The organism is Microbaculum mangrovi (assembly GCF_051390635.1).
Classification (GTDB): Bacteria; Pseudomonadota; Alphaproteobacteria; order Rhizobiales; family Tepidamorphaceae; genus Microbaculum.
Genome location: NZ_JBPODT010000001.1, coordinates 502,983 through 518,308, shown reverse-complemented (window position 1 = coordinate 518,308; position 15,326 = coordinate 502,983). Strand labels below are relative to the sequence as shown.

The following is a 15,326-nucleotide window of genomic DNA, read 5'->3' as shown; positions in this document are numbered from 1 at the left end:
GATCCAGAGGTTGGTAATATGCGCAGGAATGGACTGAATATCCTCATCGGACTTGTGGCACTGTCCGCGCTCGCCACGGCGGCGCCTGCAGGGGCGGGGGCAGAGACGGCGCCGAGCTTCGTCTCGGGCGGAAAACTGCTCGTATGTCTCGATCCGACGTTTCCGCCGATGGAGTACATGGAAAACGCCGACGCCAATCAGCCGGTCGGCTTCGACGTCGACGTGATCACCGCGCTCGCCGAGACGTGGAAGGTGGAGCCGCAGATCGTCACCCTGGATTTCTCCGGCCTGCTGCCGGCGCTCGATGCCAAGCGCTGCGACATGATGATCAGTGGTGCTACGCTGAAGCCGGAACGGCTGGAGAGCTTCAACGGCGTGCCGTATCTGAAGACCGGCAGCGTGGTCGTCGGCCGGTCGGACGCGGACGGCGCGTTCTCCAGCTACGAGGACTTCAGCGGCAAGACACTGTCCTACCAGTCCGGCTCGATCTACGAGAAGATCGTCGCCGACGTGAACGCGGCGCTGAAAACGGCCGGCAAGGCGGAGATCGACGTGCAGGCCTATCCGAAGGGCACCGACGTGGTCCAGCAGGTGTTGCTCGGACGCGTAACGGGCGGCATCACGCTTGACTCCGAGTTCGCCTTCCGCGACCTGCAGAAGCCGGGCGAACTGAAGGTCATCTTCTCCGATCCCAACAAGGAGCAGTACGCGGCCTATTTCCGCAAGGAGCCGGCGAGCGATCAGGCGGCCGTTGAGGCGGCGGTGGCCGAGCTTGTATCTTCGGGCCGTCTGAAGGCGATCGCGGAGACGTGGCGGATTCCCGCCGACGCGCTGGACGGGATCGGCCAGTAACCGGTCAGGCCGGGCGAGCCGAAGCGCCGGGAGCGAAACGAAATGGCTTTCGACTGGTCCGCCTTCGTCTCGGCGCTTTTCTCGGCCTCGCTTTTCAAGGGGGCGGCTATCGCGCTCGCCCTCACGGTCCTGGCCCACGCGGTCGCCATCGCGCTGTCCCTGCCGATGGCGATCGCGCTGCGCGGCACGAACAGGACGCTCAAGGCCGCGACCAAGGTCTACGTGACCCTGTTCCGCGCCGTGCCGATCCTGCTGCTGCTGCTGATCATCTGGAACGGGCTTCCGCAGCTAAGCCCCATCTTCCGCGAACAGTGGTTCACGCCGTTCCTGGCGGCGTTGATCGGGCTCGCGCTCACCGAGGCGGCCTATCAGGTGGAGATCAACCGCGCCGCGCTCGGCGCCGTCCACCACGGCCAGGTCGACGCCGGCAAGGCGCTCGGCTTCAACCGGCTGCAGATCTTCTTCCTGATCCAGGTTCCCCAGGCGATGCGTGTCGCCCTGCCGCCGACCGTCAACGAGTTCATCACGCTGCTGAAGGCGACGTCGATCGCTTCGGTGATCTCGCTGCGCGAGCTGATGACCGTGACGCAGCAGGCGGTCGCCTTCACCTACAAGTACGCCGAGTTCTACCTCGCCGCGCTGATCTACTACGTCGCCATGGTGCTGCTGCTCATGGTGGTGCAGGCCTTCTACGAGCGTCGGATGTCCTGGATCGGCCGGTAGCCCGGTTATAGCCGCTGCCGTGACCTTCTGCCGCGTTCCCTGACGCGGCGCGTGCCTATCTATGTACGGCAACGCGACGGGACCCAAGTCAACGGTCCGCAACGAGGCCATCCCGTCGCGACAGTGCAAGAGGAAGGCTACGACGCGATGCTGCTTCGAATGATCTACGCGATTCCGCTTTTGGGCTGGATGCTCCGCGACGCCGTGCAGGGCACGGACGAGTCGCGCGTCTGGTTCATGCTCAACATGATCATGCTGTGGATCTTCGCAGGCGTTGTGTTCGGCTATCCGGGCATCATCATCCCGGCCATCGCCGCGGCGTTCATGGTCCTGATCACCCTCGTCTTGATGACCGCGAGCAGCCTGTTCCCGCGGCGCTAGGACGCCTGGGTTCTCGGGGCTGCGAAGGCCACGAGGCTGTACCGCAGCGCCGCGCCACAGCATCGTCGTCTGGCACGCTCAATCCGTCGGTTTGCCATAACCACCGCCGCTCGGCGTCTTGATGACGATCGCCTCGCCGGCCTCGCAGACGGTCTGGTCGCAGCCTTCCAGCGTCTCCAGCGTGCCGTCGAGGCGGCGCACCAGGTTCTCGCCGCACTCGCCGGGCGCGCCGCCTTCCAGGCCGAAGGGCGGAACCCGGCGGTGACCGGTCAGCAGCGAGACGTCCATCGTCTCCAGGAAGCGGATCGTGCGCAGGGTGCCGTCGCCGCCGGTCCACTTGCCCCGGCCGCCCGAGCCGCGGCGGACGTGGAAATCCTCCAGGATCACCGGATAGCGGAACTCGAGGATCTCCGGGTCGGTGAGGCGGGTGTTGGTCATGTGGGTGTGGACGGCCGAGGTGCCGTCGAAGCCGGGGCCGGCGCCTGAGCCGCCGCAGATCGTCTCGTAGTACTGGTACGTCGCGTTGCCGAAGTTGAAGTTGTTCATTGTCCCCTGCGCGGCCGCCTGCGCCCCGAGCGCGCCGAACAGCGTGTCGGTGACGGCCTGGCTCACCTCGACATTGCCGGCGACGACGGCGGCGGGAAACTTCGGCGCCAGCATGCAATCGTCGGGGATGACGATGTTGATCGGCTTCAGGCAACCCGCGTTCATCGGGATCTCGTCGTCGACCATGCAGCGGAAGACATAGAGCACCGCGGCGCGCGTCACCGGGTGCGGCGCGTTGAAATTGGTCGGCTGCTGCGGCGAGGTGCCGGTGAAGTCGACGGTCGCCTCGCGCTTCGCCTTGTCGACGGTAATCGCGACCCTGATCATCGTGCCCTGGTCCATCTCGTATGCGAATTCGCAGTCGTGCAGGGCGTCGATCACCCGGCGCACGCTTTCCTCGGCATTGTCCTGCACGTGCTGCATGTAGGCGTGCACCACGTCGAGGCCGAAATGGGCGACCATCTTCCGAAGCTCGGCGACGCCCTTCTCGTTGGCGGCGATCTGGGCGCGCAGGTCGGCGACGTTCTGGTCCGGGTTGCGGCAGGGCCACGGACCGGAGGTCAGAAGCGCGCGCAGCGCGTCTTCCCGGAAGGTGCCGCGGTCGACCAGCTTGAAGTTGTCGATGACGACGCCTTCCTCCTCGATCGAGGTGGCGCGCGGCGTCATCGAGCCGGGCGCCTTGCCGCCGACATCGGCATGATGGCCGCGCGAGGCGATCCAGAAGAGGATCTCGCCTCCCCCACGTTCGGCCGTCCGGGATGACGAGGGAGAGGTCTCCCCGACATCGAACACGGGCGTGACAACCGTGATGTCGGGCAGGTGCGTGCCGCCGTTGTAGGGCGCGTTGAGCACGAAGACGTCGCCGGGCGCGATGTCGGGGTTCTGCTCGATCACCGCCATCACCGAGCGATCCATCGAGCCCAGGTGCACCGGCATGTGCGGCGCGTTGGCGATCAGCGAGCCGTCCGCGGCGAAGACCGCGCAGGAAAAGTCCAGGCGTTCCTTGATGTTGACCGAATAGGCGGTCTTCTCCAGCGTCACGCCCATCTGCTCGGCGATCGACATGAACAGGTTGTTGAACACCTCGAGCATCACCGGATCGGCGTCGGTGCCGATGGCGACGCGCCGGGGCAGGGCGACGACGCGGCGCATGACCAGATGCAGCTTCGGCGTGATCTCGGCCTGCCAGCCGGGCTCGAGGACGGTGGTGTTGTGGGCCTCGACGATCAGGGCCGGGCCGTCGACGGTCTGGCCGGGCTGCAAGGTTTCGCGCCGGTAGACGGGGGCGTCGTGCCAGTCACCGTGCGAAAACAGGCGGGTCCCGGCGATCGGCTCGGGCGTCGTCTCGGGCGTCGTCTCGGTCGTTGGATGGTCGGGTTCGTCGCGACGGGCGCCGCCGCCGGCGGTCTCCACTTCCACCGCCTCGACCATGATCGCCTTCTGTGGCGTCACGAAGCCGAACTGCTGGCGGTGGGCGGCCTCGAAGGCGGCGGTCATCGCGGCCGGTAAATCGAGATCGACGACGAGCGGCGTATCGGTGCCGGCATAGCGCAGATGGGCGCGGGCGAAGGTCCTGGTTTCGGGCTCGGGGATGCCCTGGGACTCCAGTTCCGCGACGTTCTCCAGTGTCAGCCGGCCGGCGACGGCGCGCACCTCGGCCATGGCCTCGTCGCCGAGCGGCCGTTCGATCGCCTGCTGGCGGTTGGCGCGGATGTCGGCGAGCCCCATGCCGTAGGCCGACAGGATGCCGGCGAGGGGATGGATCAGCACCGTCTTCATGCCGAGCGTGTCGGCGATCAGGCAGGCGTGCTGGCCGCCGGCGCCGCCGAAGCAGGTCAGGGCGTATTCGGTGACGTCGTAGCCGCGCTCGACCGAGATCTTCTTGATGGCGTTCGCCATGTTCTCGACGGCGATGCGCAGGAAGCCCTCGGCCACCTCCTCGGGCGAGCGGCCGTCGCCGATCTTGGCGGCAAGCTCGGCGAAGGCCGCGCGCACCGCCTCGACGTCGAGCGGCCGGTCGCGGCCGGGGCCGAAGATCGCCGGAAAGAAGTCCGGGCTGATCTTTCCGAGCATGACGTTGGCGTCGGTCACCGCCAGCGGGCCGCCGCGCCGGTAGCACGCCGGGCCGGGATTGGCGCCGGCCGAATCCGGGCCGACGCGGAAGCGCGATCCGTCGTAGTGGAGGATCGAGCCGCCGCCGGCGGCCACCGTATGGATGCGCATCATCGGCGCGCGCATCCGCACGCCCGCCACCTCGGTCTCGAAGGTGCGCTCGAACGCGCCGTCATAGTGCGAGACGTCCGTCGAGGTGCCGCCCATGTCGAAGCCGATGATCCGGTCGAAGCCGGCCATGCGGCTCGTCTCGACGGCGCCGACCACGCCACCGGCGGGGCCCGACAGGATCGCGTCCTTGCCCTGGAACAGGTCGGCGGCGGTGAGGCCGCCATGCGACTGCATGAACATCAGTCGCGGGGCGTGTGGGTGGCCATCCTTCGAGACGGCGCTTCGCGCCTCCTCAGGATGAGGGGTGGAGGTCCCGGCTTCGACCTCGTCCCGGGGAGCGCCCGCAGGGTGCGTCTCGAAGGGCGCGGTCGCAGCGCCGTCGGCCCCGGACAGCTCTCCCGCCACCTGGTTCACATACCGGCGCAGGATCGGCGAGAGATAGGCGTCGACGACGGTGGTGTCGCCGCGGCCGACGAGCTTCATCAGCGGCGAGACCTCGTGCGACACCGACACCTGGGTGAAGCCGATCTCGCGGGCCAGCGCGGCCACCTGCCGCTCGTGCTCGTGGTAGCGGTAGCCGTGCATCAGCACGATGGCGCAGGCGCGGATTCCGTCCTGATAAACCGATTCAAGTGCCTGCCGGGCCGATTCAAGGTCGAGCGGCAAGAGCTTGTCCCCGTTGACGGAAATCCGCTCGTCCAGTTCCACGACGGCTTCATAAAGCAGTTCAGGTTTGACGATGTGCCGGTCGAACAGCCGGGGCCGGGCCTGGTAGCCGATCTCCAGCGCGTCGCGGAAGCCCCGGGTGATGACCAGTGCCGTGCGATCGCCCTTGCGCTCGAGCAGCGCATTGGTCGCGACCGTCGTTCCCATCTTCACCGCGTTGATCCGATCGGACGGGATCGGGGCGCCCGCGTCGACGGCCAGCAGGTCGCGGATGCCCTGGATCGCGGCGTCGCGATAGGCCTCCGGATTTTCAGACAGAAGCTTGTGGGCGACGATCGCGCCATCCGGGGCGCGGGCGACGATATCGGTGAAGGTGCCGCCGCGGTCGATCCAGAAATCCCACTTGCCCGACATGGTGTCTGGTCCTCTTCCTCGTCCTCGTTCCCCCGGCGTCATCATCCGCGAAGGCGGATGATCCGGTATCCCGTGCCGGTGGCGATCTGACGCGGATCGCTTTGCCGGGCGGATACTGGATGCCCGCCTGCGCGGGCATGACAGGGATCGGACATCGGCTCCCTTTCCAATTCAATACCCTCCGCCCCTTGCCAACGTCAACGATTTGTCGATAAATTGTCGATGAAATCCACGCTCCGAGGGAATGGTCATGGCCGGTCGCGGCAAGTCGAGAACGGTGAAGCAGGCGGCCGCTCGGGAGCCGGCTCCGAAGTCCCCGCCCAAATCGCCAACGAAATCAGGCCCGAAATCCGGCCAGGAAGCCGAGCAGACATCCACCTGGGAACCCGGACCGATCGTCTCCTCGGCGCATCTGGCCGCCGGGGGCATGGCGAGTCTGTCGGAGTTCGAATTCGGCCTCATTCTCGCGTCCCATGCCTTCCATCGGTGGATGGTGCGTTGCATCGAGGCGGCCGGCATCAGCGGGCTGTCGGCACTCGACGTGATGGTGCTGCATTCGGTCGCCCATCGCGCCCGGTCGAAGAAGCTCGCCGACATCTGCCTGGTGCTCAATGTCGAGGACACCCACCTCGTCACCTACGCGGTGCGCAAGCTCGAGGCGCAGGGGCTCGTCAAAAGCGGACGGGCCGGTAAGGAGAAGACCGTCGAGATCACCGCCAAGGGCGAGGGCGCGGTGCAGCGCTATCACGAGGTCCGCGAGGCGCTGCTGGTGCGGGCGGTGAAGGGGGTCGGCTTCGCGCCCGATCTCCTGAGCGACAACGCCGCGCTCCTGCGCGTCTTGTCGGGCCACTACGATCAGGCGGCCCGTTCGGCGGCGTCGCTATAGGACGCGCGGACAGGGGCCAGGCAAAGAATACAGGATTCAGGCAAAGAATGGCGCCGCCGCGGCGGGAGGGGCGACGGCGCAGTGCCGCGGTTTCGGCGGTGCCGACCTGCGGCGGGGCCTCAGGCGCTCTCAGGCGCCGGAGGGATGCGACGTGGCGGTCCCGTGACCCTCGGGTCCGTGACCCTCGGGGGCAAAGCGTCCGGAAGCCACGAAGTTGTACACCCAGGCGATGACGATGCCGGCGATGAAGCCGTCGACGAACGCCCAGATCGCCCCGATGATCGCGCCTGCGAGCGACGGGCCGTAGCCGATGTAAAGCGAGGCCAGAACCCCGACCAGGACATCGCCCCAGCCGTATATCGCCGTAATGCCGACCACGAAGACATAGATGGCCCACAGCACGCCTATCGCTATGCCGAGGGCCAGGGGATGCGAGTTTTTCATGGCAGTATCCCCGCTCCTGTTGTTGCGGTGGGACACGCAGGAGACGTAGGTCGCCGCATCCGAAATTAAAGGGGGTGTGACAGTATGCCTGGACCGGCATGCCCGGCATGCCAGGCAAGGCATGCTTGGCCCGGCACCGGGCCCTCAGGTCGCGCCGGCTTCGTTGCGCGTGCCGATCCTCGCGTGCCCTCCCAGGGCAACCACCACGACGACGGCCACGGCGAACAGGATCGTGGCGAGGTCGATGTGCTCGCCGAGCAGGAGCGCGGCGATGATCAGGGTTACGAAGGTCTGCAGCAGCTGCACCTGGCCGACCCGGGAGATGCCGCCGATCGCCAGCCCGACATTCCAGGCGAAGAAGCCGAGGAACTGGCTGAAGGCGGCGAGATAGCCGAGGGCGATCCAGGCGTCGATCGGCACGGCCGCGGTATCCGCGGGCCACAGCCACCAGGTCGCGACGATCGTGACCGGCAACGACAGCACGACGACCCAGGAGATCACTTCCCAGCCCGGCATGATGCGGGCGAGGCGCGCGGACACGGTGTAGCCGATGGCGGCGCAGACGGTGGCGGCGAGCAGCAGCAGGTCGCCGCCCTGGAGCGCCAGGCCGCCGTCGCGCAGGGCGAAGACGACGACGATCGCCGCGCCGATCGTGCTCCACATCCAGAAGGCGGGGGAGGGGCGTTCGCCGGCGATCAGGGTCGCGGAGGCGGCGGTCGCCAGCGGCAGGATGCCAAGTACGACGCCGCCATGCGCCGCGGGAACCAGTTGCATGGCGAGCGCCATCGTCAGCGGAAAGCCGAACACGACGAAGACGGCGATGGTCAAAAGGGCGGCCAGATGACGGCCGGGAAATCGCCGGCGCAGCACGAGCAGGATGGCCGCGGCGAGCAGGCCGGCGAACATGGCCCGGGCGGTGGTGACGAACCAGGGGTCGAGCGATTCGACCGCCAGCCGCGTCACCGGCAGGGTCGCGCCGAAGATGATGACGCCGATAAAACCGAGGGCATAGCCCAGCAATGCCCTGGAGATCGGCATGACCGGTCGCTCCGCGAACTGCGTGGCTGGTCCGAACCTGGACGGGTCCGTTGCGAGAGGGAGTATCACAGCGTCGAAACGCCGTTTTGGCGAATCAATAATTCTGATTCCCCGCGTCTCGGGGGGCGATCCTGCACCGAAGCCGGCGGCGATCGGGATTGATTTAGAAGCGATTTTCGCCTCGAAACACTTTGCCGTCGAATTTATTTCCGTCCGGCCGTATTATTGATTTGTGGCTTCTCGGGGCTGGACCGTGGAGCGGAACGAATGGAAAGTCAGCACAGGGCCGTATTGTCCACAGTCTCGGCGTTGGTCGATTCCGAATCGGTCGCACGGCGCGACCGTGCCGAGTTGATCAGAACATGCCGGACACTGGCCGACTGGCTGCGCCAGTACGTGGAGATCGCCGCCGAACAGAGCGTGGAGATCCAGCGGCTGAAGCAGCTCATCGACTCGACGGACACCGGCGAGGACGCGGCGCAAGAACCTGCCTATTGCAAACCCGCTCAAAGTGAGCCGGTTGGGGGCGAACCCATTCGGGGCGAACCCGCTTAGGGATTGAACAGCAGCACCGCGTAGACGACGAACATCACAAGGTGAACGGCGCCCTGCAGGATGTTGGTGCGCGGGCCGTTGAAGGTGAGCGAGGCGACGACCAGCGTCAGCGTCAGCAACACCATCTCTTCCGCCGGCAGGCCGAACACGATGTGCCGGTCCGACAGGGTGCCGATCAGGAGGACCGCCGGCACCGTGAGGCCGATGGTCGCCAGCGCCGAGCCGAGCGCGATGTTGACCGCGCGCTGCAGCTGGTTGGAGACGGCGGAGCGCAAGGCGCCCATGGCTTCCGGCGACAGCACCAGGATGGCGACGAGCACGCCCGCGACGGCGGCCGGCAGGCCGGCGGCGGCGATGCCGTCCTCGACGAGGTGGGCCAGTTCCTCGGTCAGGAAGACAACGGGCAGCAGCGCGGCGAGCAACAGGACGGCGTGATAGAGCGCCGAGGTCCGGTCTCCGTGGGCCTGTTCCTCGACCTCCGGCACGAAGGCCGGTTCGTCCACGGTTTCGGAGTCGGCGACCGCCTGGGGAGGTGAGGTCGTGGCGGGCTGATCGGTGAAGAAACTGGTGTGTCGTATGGTCTGGATCGCCAGGAAGATGCCATAGAGCAGCAGCGTCAGGGTGCCGAAAATGATCGCCTGCACGGTCGAGAGCGTCGGCCCGCTGGTCGAGGTCGTGAAGTTGGGCAGGATCAGGACGATCACCGACAAAGGCATGATGACCGAGAGAAACGCGCGGGCGCCATTGAGGTTGTAGGTTTGCTCGTTGTGGCGCAGGCCGCCGAGCAGGATGCACAGGCCGGCGATGCCGTTCAGGGTGATCATGACGACGGCGAAGATCGTGTCGCGGGCCAGCGTCGAATCCGCGTCGCTCGACAGCATCACCACGACGATGAACGAGACCTCGATGATGGTGACCGACATGGTCAGCACCAGCGTGCCATAGGGCTCACCGACCCTGTGGGCTAGTTCCTCGGCGTGGCGGACGACGGTGAACGCGCCCCACATGATCACGCCGAACAGCCAGACGAAGAGGCCGACCCGGACCGCCAACGCCTCCTGCGCCATCATGGTGCTGCCGAACATCAGGACCAGAACGACCGATGCCCAGCCGACGACGAGCTGGATTTCCTTTCTCAGCGTACCCGGCATACGGTTCGCATCCCTTCGGTTTGCTCGTATCCATGATCTTCCCCCGGCGGGAGCCCGCCCGGTATGGCATGCGTTGCGCGCGGGGCTCAAGACCGAGTTGCCCGAAACCGGGCATCGCTTCGGCGTGACGACTGCCTTAAAGTCATGGCCATGAGCATATGGGGGAAAATCGGCGGTGCGGCCGCGGGGCTGGCGCTCGGGGGTCCCCTTGGCGCGCTGATCGGGGCGGTCGCCGGGCACATGATGTTCGACCGCGGCCGGTCGGCGCCGTCGCCGCAGCAGGCGCAGCTCGCCTTCACGATCGGCGTCATCGCGCTCGCCGCCAAGATGGCCAAGGCCGACGGCGTGGTCACCGAGGAAGAGGTGCGCGCCTTCCGGCAGGTCTTCGACGTGCCGGAGGATGAGGCCGGCAACGTCGCCCGCGTCTTCGACCTGGCGAACCGCTCGGTGGACGGCTACCAGGCCTATGCCCGCCAGCTCGCCGGCCTGTTCGCCAACCAGCCCGACATTCTGGAGGACGTGGTCGACGGCCTGTTCCACGTCGCCACGGCGGACGGGGCGGTGCACGAGCGCGAGCTGGAGTATCTCCAGAACGTCGCGGCGATCTTCGGCTTCAGCGAGGCCGACTTCGCCCGCATCAGCGCCCGCCACATCCGCCCGGACGGCGAGGACCCCTATGTCGTCCTCGGCCTCGAGCGCTCCGCCAGCGACGCGGAAGTGAAGGCCGCCTATCGCAAGCTCGTCGCCGAGCACCATCCCGACCGGGCGATCTCGCGCGGCCTGCCCGAGGAATTCGTCAGGATAGCCACCGACAAGCTGGCCAAGATCAACGGCGCCTACGAGGCGATCCAGCGGGAGCGCGGCCGGTGACGGCCGAAACGGGGCATCGCGACAGCGTCGCCGCGCCCGCCCCCGGCCTGTCGATGGTCGACATTATCGTGCTGCTGGCGATGCAGATCGCGTGGGGCGGCAGCTTCGTCATCAGCAAGATCGCGGTGGCCGAGATCCCGCCGCTGCTGTTCATGGGGCTGCGCTTCCTGATCGTCTCGATCCTGCTGATCCGGTTCCTGCGCTGGCACAAGGGCCAGATGCTGAATGTCCTGCTGATCTCGCTGTTCACCGGGTCGCTGAACTTCGGGTTCATGATCCAGGGGCTGGCGATGGCCGCCGACGTCGCCCCGGTCGCGATCGCCGTCCAGCTCGGCGCGCCGTTCGCGACGCTGCTGTCCGTCCTGGTCCTGCACGAGCGGCTGGGCGTCTGGCGCATCGCGGCGCTCGCCATCTCGTTCGCCGGCGTGCTCGTCGTCGGGCTCGACCCGGCCGTGTTCCAGTATGGCGACGCGCTGATGATGGTCATCTTCGCCGCCTTCATGATGGCGGTCGGCACGATCTTCATGCGGCGCGTGCGCGGGGTGCCGGTCTATTCGATGCAGGCCTGGATCGCGCTGTTCGCCTGGCCGCCGCTGATGGCCGCCTCGTTCATCCTCGAAGGCGCGCCGCTCGGCATTGTCACGACCGTCGATTTCGGCTGGGGCGTGATCGCCGGCCTCGCTTGGGTGGTGTTCGGCACCAGCCTGATCGGCCATGCCGCCTACTACTGGATCATGCAGCGGCACGAGGTGGGGCTGACGGCGCCGTTCATGCTGCTCGCCCCGATCCTCGGCGCGGCGGGCGGCGCCTACTTCCTCGGCGACGTCATCACCTGGCGGATGGTGCTCGGCGGCGCGATGACGCTCGCGGGTGTGCTGATCATCACCGTGCGCGAGGGCCGCGGGCGACGCGCCCCGGAGCTGGCCGAGCGGGGCCTGTGAGCCGTAGGATCCGGCGATGACCGTGGCGTTCGAAACCCGCGAGAGCCCCAACCATGACGCCCGCCCGGCGGGGGGGCGGGTCGATATCCTGCTGCTGCACTACACCGGGATGCGGACGGCCGAGGCGGCGCTGGAGCGGCTGTGCGACCGCACCGCGAAGGTGAGCTGCCATTGGGTGGTCGACGAGGACGGGCGGATCGTGCGCCTGGTGCCCGAGGCGCGGCGGGCCTGGCATGCCGGCGTGGCGTGCTGGGCGGGCGCGCGCGACATCAACGCCCGCTCAGTCGGCATCGAGATCGTCAATCCGGGGCACGAGTTCGGCTACCGCGACTTTCCCGACGTCCAGATCGCCGCGGTGATCGCGCTGTGCGCCGACATCCTGTCGCGCCACCCGATCCCGGCGTACCGCGTGCTCGGCCATTCCGACGTGGCGCCGGATCGCAAGACCGATCCCGGCGAGCGCTTTCCCTGGCGGCGCCTGCATGCAGCCGGCATCGGCCACTGGGTCGAGCCGGCGCCCGTGACATCCGGGCCGGCGCTTGGGCCATCGCTCGGGCCGGGGGATGCGGGGGATGCCGTCGCGGCGCTGCGGCACAACCTGTCGGCCTATGGCTACGGGCTCGCACCGGGGGAGGCCTATGACGGCGAGACGGAAACCGTCGTGGCGGCGTTCCAGCGCCATTTCCGGCCGGCCCTGGTCGACGGCGTTGCCGATCCCTCGACGCGCGAGACGCTGGCCAGATTGCGTGCCGCGCTGCCGACGGGGTGATCCGCAGCGGCGTTTGAACCTGTTGGCGCCTTTGGTTTCCGCGTAGAAATAGCGCTATATTGTTGCCGAATCGATTAAGTAGCCGTAAGCAATTCATTGGCCTCCCGATTCATGTTAAGCAGTTTTTTCTTGTATACCCTTCGATTTGGTTACGCCCTTTCGGGTAGACTCGCTTCATGTAACCTTTTGTAATAATCCGTGATCAGCCTTTTGGTCATTAATGTAAATAAGTGTAAGATCGTAAAAACTCCCCGTAATTGCCGTATTTGACGCCGGTTCTTGCCGTATTCGCCCTTTAGCGGCGTCTGCGGCGCTGGGGCGTTGAACATTGAAACAAGTGCGGGGATTACACGCATGACAAAATATATCCGTTTGGCAAGCGGACTGGCCGGACTTGGCATCGCGGTGAGCGTGGGCATGGCCCCGGGTCTCGCCAGCGCCGAGTCGTTCGCCGGGTACGACGATGCCACCGAGATTCGTGCCGGCAAGGTCGCGGGCACGACGACGAAGAAAACCACCGCTATGGGCTTCACCGGTTCGACCGGAACGAAGACCTTCCGGCTGTCGACGAATGCGGCCGGCGCGCGCTATGGCCGTGCCGACGCGGCGTCGACGCCGGTCGGGGCCGGCTCGCCGTCCGCCGGCAAGACGGAGCCGGAAGCGAAAGCGGCCGCGGCCACGTCGGCGCGTCCCTATCACGCGCAGATCGCGAAGCATGCTAAGGCCAACGGCGTGCCCGTGGCGCTGGCACTGGCGGTCGTGCGGGTGGAGTCCAACTACAGGCCGGGCGCACGCGGCCGTGCCGGCGAGGTCGGCCTGATGCAGATCAAGCCGCAGACCGCGCGCGGCATGGGCTTCTCAGGCTCCACCAAGGCGCTCTACGATCCCGAGACCAATCTGCGCTGGGGCATGAAGTACCTGGCCGGCGCCTACAAGCGGGCCGGCGGCGACACCTGCGGCACGATCATGCGCTACCAGGGCGGCCACTACGCCAAGCGCATGTCGCGGGTCGCGGTCGGCTATTGCGCCAAGGTGAAGCGCCACATGGCCGGCAAGTGGGCCTGACGCCCGCGGCCACGTCGTTTCACCGATGGTGACGACCGGAACGGGGCCTTTGGGCCCCGTTTTTCATTTGTCTTGCTGCGTCCGGTGCTATGCGCCGTCGTCGCCGGGATAGTCGGGATAGTCGGTGTAGCCCCTGGCGCCGCCGCCGTAGATCGTCGCCTTGTCGGCCTCGGCAAACGGCCGGCCGGCGGCGATGCGCGCGGCCAGGTCGGGATTGGCGATGAAGGGCTTGGCGAAGGCCACCGCGTCCGCGTCCCCCGATCCGACGGCACAGGCCGCCGTCGCCGCGTCGTAGCCGCCGTTGACGATCAGCTTCGTTGCCGCCGCATCGGCGATCCTGCGGGCGATCGACGTGGCCGTGCCGACCGGCTCGACCACGTGGACATAGGCGAGGCCGAACGGCGCGACCGACTTGCCGGCGATCGGGAATAGCCGCTCGGGCGCGCTGTCGGCCATGTCGTTGTAGCCGTTCCAGGGCGAGAAGCGGACGCCCAGGCGGGCCCCGCCGACACGGTCCGCGACGGCCTCCACCACCTCGGCCAGGAACCGCGCGCGCCGCTCCGGCGGGCCGCCATAGGCGTCGTCGCGGCGGTTCGAACCGTCGCGCAGGAACTGGTCGACCAGATAGCCGTTGCCGGCGTGGATCTCGATGCCGTCGAAGCCGGCCGCGCGCGCGTTCGCGGCGGCGGTGGCGAAGTCGCGCACGATCGCCTCGATGCCGAGGCGGTCGAGCGCCACCGGAACCTCGTAGGCGCGCTTGCTCCAGTCCGGCCCGTAGATGTGTCCGGCCGGCGCGATGGCCGACGGGGCGACCGGGCGGGCGCCGCCCGGCTGGAAGGCGGGGTGGGAGATGCGCCCGCCATGGCAGAGCTGCGCGACGATCCGGCCGCCGGCCGCATGCACCGCGTCGACCACGGCGCGCCAGCCCTCGATCTGGTCTTGCGCGTGCAGGCCGGGCGTCGCCGGATAGCTCTGGCCGTGCGGGCTCACCTGCGTCGCCTCGGTGACGATGAGGCCGGCCGAGGCGCGCTGGGCGTAGTAGGTCGCCGTCAGCGGGCCGGGCGCGTTGCCGGGCCCGGCGCGATTGCGGGTCATCGGCGCCATGACGACGCGGTTCGGCAGGGTCAGGTCGCCGAACGCCACCGGCTCGAACAGGGGGCGGGGATCGTCGCTCATGCGAGGATATCGGTCACGGCGTAGCTGCCATTGCGGTAGACGAGCCCGCCGCAGTCGGCCCCGTCGCCGGGGCCCACGGCAACGCCGTCGACCCGGCCGACGACGATCGAATGGGTGTGCCAGTCGACGATCCGTTCGATGGTGCATCGTAGCGCGAAGGCCGCGTCGGCCAGCGTCGGCGCGCCCCCGTCGAGACCGCGCCAGTTGCCGGCGGCGAAGCGCTGGGGCCCGCTCAGCCCGTGCCGTCCGGCGAAGCGGTCGGCAAGGTCGCGATGGCTGTGTGTCAGGCCGCTGACGCCGAAATGGCTGCCCTCGCCAAGCAGAGCGTGCAGCGAGGCGGTCTTGGCGACCGAGACGGTGACGGCCGGCGGCGTGACCGACAGCGAGGCGACCGAGGTCACCGTCATGCCGGTGAGCGTGTCGCCGGCGCCGGCCGCGACGATCGCGACATGGCCGGCGAGCCGGCGCATGGCAAGGCGGAAATCCTCGGCGAGCGGATCGGACAGATCCGCCGCGCGGGGCAGGACGGCATGCATGGGCACCTCCGTCGTTTCGGAACAGGCTGGCGTTTCAGAACAGGCTGGCGTCTTGGAACGGGCGGGGCGGCGGGATATCCGGCCGCCCCG

At 67.8% G+C, this 15,326-nt stretch carries 16 protein-coding genes; 10 read left to right on the top strand and 6 right to left on the bottom strand.

Annotated elements, in window-relative coordinates; translation table 11 throughout:
- Positions 1-18 precede the first annotated feature (18 nt).
- The 3 genes from ACSF9G_RS02470 (at position 19) to ACSF9G_RS02460 (ending at position 1,956) form a co-directional block, all read left to right on the top strand.
- Positions 19-852 carry a transporter substrate-binding domain-containing protein gene (locus ACSF9G_RS02470; RefSeq protein ID WP_436637946.1) on the top strand — a complete coding sequence of 278 codons (834 nt, stop codon included), beginning with the start codon at positions 19-21 and terminating at the stop codon, positions 850-852.
- A 42-nt stretch (positions 853-894) separates the two neighbouring features.
- Positions 895-1,575, top strand: coding sequence for an amino acid ABC transporter permease (locus ACSF9G_RS02465; protein ID WP_436637944.1), 681 nt, complete (start codon positions 895-897; stop codon positions 1,573-1,575).
- Between the two features lie 147 nt (positions 1,576-1,722).
- Positions 1,723-1,956, top strand: a complete 234-nt coding sequence (locus tag ACSF9G_RS02460) for a hypothetical protein (RefSeq protein ID WP_436637942.1) — start codon at positions 1,723-1,725, stop codon at positions 1,954-1,956.
- A 78-nt stretch (positions 1,957-2,034) separates the two neighbouring features.
- Here ACSF9G_RS02460 and ACSF9G_RS02455 read toward each other — a convergent pair whose 3' ends face one another.
- On the bottom strand, positions 2,035-5,805 hold the full coding sequence (locus ACSF9G_RS02455) for a hydantoinase B/oxoprolinase family protein (RefSeq protein ID WP_436637940.1): 3,771 nt from the start codon (positions 5,803-5,805) through the stop codon (positions 2,035-2,037).
- A gap of 250 nt (positions 5,806-6,055) precedes the next feature.
- On the opposite strand from ACSF9G_RS02455, the gene ACSF9G_RS02450 reads away from it, so the two are divergent.
- Positions 6,056-6,691: a winged helix DNA-binding protein gene (locus tag ACSF9G_RS02450; RefSeq protein WP_436637938.1), complete on the top strand. Its 636-nt coding sequence runs from the start codon at positions 6,056-6,058 to the stop codon at positions 6,689-6,691.
- Positions 6,692-6,820: 129 nt separating this feature from the next.
- On the opposite strand, the gene ACSF9G_RS02445 is transcribed toward ACSF9G_RS02450, so the two are convergent.
- Positions 6,821-7,135, bottom strand: a complete 315-nt coding sequence (locus ACSF9G_RS02445) for a bacteriophage holin (RefSeq protein ID WP_436637937.1) — start codon at positions 7,133-7,135, stop codon at positions 6,821-6,823.
- 144 nt (positions 7,136-7,279) lie between these two features.
- Positions 7,280-8,173 (bottom strand): DMT family transporter, encoded by an 894-nt coding sequence (locus ACSF9G_RS02440; RefSeq protein WP_436637936.1) that lies wholly within the window; start codon positions 8,171-8,173, stop codon positions 7,280-7,282.
- Between ACSF9G_RS02440 and ACSF9G_RS02435 the strand changes: the two genes are divergently transcribed.
- Together ACSF9G_RS02435 and ACSF9G_RS02430 are read left to right on the top strand one after the other, a co-directional pair.
- The gene (locus ACSF9G_RS02435) at positions 8,172-8,402 is read left to right on the top strand and encodes a hypothetical protein (RefSeq protein ID WP_436637934.1); all 231 of its coding nucleotides are present in this window, start codon (positions 8,172-8,174) and stop codon (positions 8,400-8,402) included. The two genes, ACSF9G_RS02440 and ACSF9G_RS02435, sit on opposite strands and share 2 nt — an antisense overlap.
- Positions 8,403-8,440: 38 nt before the next feature.
- Positions 8,441-8,728 (top strand): hypothetical protein, encoded by a 288-nt coding sequence (locus tag ACSF9G_RS02430; protein WP_436637932.1) that lies wholly within the window; start codon positions 8,441-8,443, stop codon positions 8,726-8,728.
- Here ACSF9G_RS02430 and ACSF9G_RS02425 read toward each other — a convergent pair.
- Positions 8,725-9,879: a calcium:cation antiporter gene (locus tag ACSF9G_RS02425; protein ID WP_436637930.1), complete on the bottom strand. Its 1,155-nt coding sequence runs from the start codon at positions 9,877-9,879 to the stop codon at positions 8,725-8,727. The genes ACSF9G_RS02430 and ACSF9G_RS02425 overlap by 4 nt on opposite strands.
- Before the next feature lie 144 nt (positions 9,880-10,023).
- On the opposite strand from ACSF9G_RS02425, the gene ACSF9G_RS02420 reads away from it, so the two are divergent.
- The 4 genes from ACSF9G_RS02420 to ACSF9G_RS02405 all read left to right on the top strand — a co-directional run bounded on the left by ACSF9G_RS02420 (position 10,024) and on the right by ACSF9G_RS02405 (position 13,524).
- The gene (locus ACSF9G_RS02420) at positions 10,024-10,749 is read left to right on the top strand and encodes a TerB family tellurite resistance protein (protein ID WP_436637928.1); all 726 of its coding nucleotides are present in this window, start codon (positions 10,024-10,026) and stop codon (positions 10,747-10,749) included.
- Positions 10,746-11,690 (top strand): DMT family transporter, encoded by a 945-nt coding sequence (locus ACSF9G_RS02415; RefSeq protein WP_436637926.1) that lies wholly within the window; start codon positions 10,746-10,748, stop codon positions 11,688-11,690. The genes ACSF9G_RS02420 and ACSF9G_RS02415 overlap by 4 nt, the downstream gene beginning before the upstream one ends.
- 16 nt (positions 11,691-11,706) lie before the next feature.
- Positions 11,707-12,459, top strand: a complete 753-nt coding sequence (locus ACSF9G_RS02410) for an N-acetylmuramoyl-L-alanine amidase (RefSeq protein WP_436637924.1) — start codon at positions 11,707-11,709, stop codon at positions 12,457-12,459.
- Positions 12,460-12,813: 354 nt separating this feature from the next.
- Positions 12,814-13,524: a lytic transglycosylase domain-containing protein gene (locus tag ACSF9G_RS02405; protein WP_436637922.1), complete on the top strand. Its 711-nt coding sequence runs from the start codon at positions 12,814-12,816 to the stop codon at positions 13,522-13,524.
- 87 nt (positions 13,525-13,611) lie between these two features.
- Here the strand turns inward: ACSF9G_RS02405 and ACSF9G_RS02400 are convergent, their stop codons facing one another.
- Positions 13,612-14,700: an alkene reductase gene (locus ACSF9G_RS02400; protein ID WP_436637920.1), complete on the bottom strand. Its 1,089-nt coding sequence runs from the start codon at positions 14,698-14,700 to the stop codon at positions 13,612-13,614.
- Complete coding sequence (locus tag ACSF9G_RS02395; protein WP_436637918.1) at positions 14,697-15,236, bottom strand: flavin reductase family protein; 540 nt, start codon at positions 15,234-15,236, stop codon at positions 14,697-14,699. Before ACSF9G_RS02395 ends, ACSF9G_RS02400 begins: the two co-directional genes overlap by 4 nt.
- Between the last annotated feature and the right edge of the window lie 90 nt (positions 15,237-15,326).

What these genes read in the sequence shown, in the direction of transcription:
- ACSF9G_RS02470 (WP_436637946.1), top strand. Translation starts at nt 19, where the DNA reads ATGCGCAGGAATGGACTGAATATCCTCATCGGACTTGTGGCACTGTCC.
- ACSF9G_RS02465 (WP_436637944.1), top strand. Translation starts at nt 895, where the DNA reads ATGGCTTTCGACTGGTCCGCCTTCGTCTCGGCGCTTTTCTCGGCCTCG.
- ACSF9G_RS02460 (WP_436637942.1), top strand. Translation starts at nt 1,723, where the DNA reads ATGCTGCTTCGAATGATCTACGCGATTCCGCTTTTGGGCTGGATGCTC.
- ACSF9G_RS02455 (WP_436637940.1), bottom strand. Translation starts at nt 5,805, where the DNA reads ATGTCGGGCAAGTGGGATTTCTGGATCGACCGCGGCGGCACCTTCACC.
- ACSF9G_RS02450 (WP_436637938.1), top strand. Translation starts at nt 6,056, where the DNA reads ATGGCCGGTCGCGGCAAGTCGAGAACGGTGAAGCAGGCGGCCGCTCGG.
- ACSF9G_RS02445 (WP_436637937.1), bottom strand. Translation starts at nt 7,135, where the DNA reads ATGAAAAACTCGCATCCCCTGGCCCTCGGCATAGCGATAGGCGTGCTG.
- ACSF9G_RS02435 (WP_436637934.1), top strand. Translation starts at nt 8,172, where the DNA reads ATGACCGGTCGCTCCGCGAACTGCGTGGCTGGTCCGAACCTGGACGGG.
- ACSF9G_RS02440 (WP_436637936.1), bottom strand. Translation starts at nt 8,173, where the DNA reads ATGCCGATCTCCAGGGCATTGCTGGGCTATGCCCTCGGTTTTATCGGC.
- ACSF9G_RS02430 (WP_436637932.1), top strand. Translation starts at nt 8,441, where the DNA reads ATGGAAAGTCAGCACAGGGCCGTATTGTCCACAGTCTCGGCGTTGGTC.
- ACSF9G_RS02425 (WP_436637930.1), bottom strand. Translation starts at nt 9,879, where the DNA reads ATGCCGGGTACGCTGAGAAAGGAAATCCAGCTCGTCGTCGGCTGGGCA.
- ACSF9G_RS02420 (WP_436637928.1), top strand. Translation starts at nt 10,024, where the DNA reads ATGGCCATGAGCATATGGGGGAAAATCGGCGGTGCGGCCGCGGGGCTG.
- ACSF9G_RS02410 (WP_436637924.1), top strand. Translation starts at nt 11,707, where the DNA reads ATGACCGTGGCGTTCGAAACCCGCGAGAGCCCCAACCATGACGCCCGC.
- ACSF9G_RS02405 (WP_436637922.1), top strand. Translation starts at nt 12,814, where the DNA reads ATGACAAAATATATCCGTTTGGCAAGCGGACTGGCCGGACTTGGCATC.
- ACSF9G_RS02400 (WP_436637920.1), bottom strand. Translation starts at nt 14,700, where the DNA reads ATGAGCGACGATCCCCGCCCCCTGTTCGAGCCGGTGGCGTTCGGCGAC.
- ACSF9G_RS02395 (WP_436637918.1), bottom strand. Translation starts at nt 15,236, where the DNA reads ATGCATGCCGTCCTGCCCCGCGCGGCGGATCTGTCCGATCCGCTCGCC.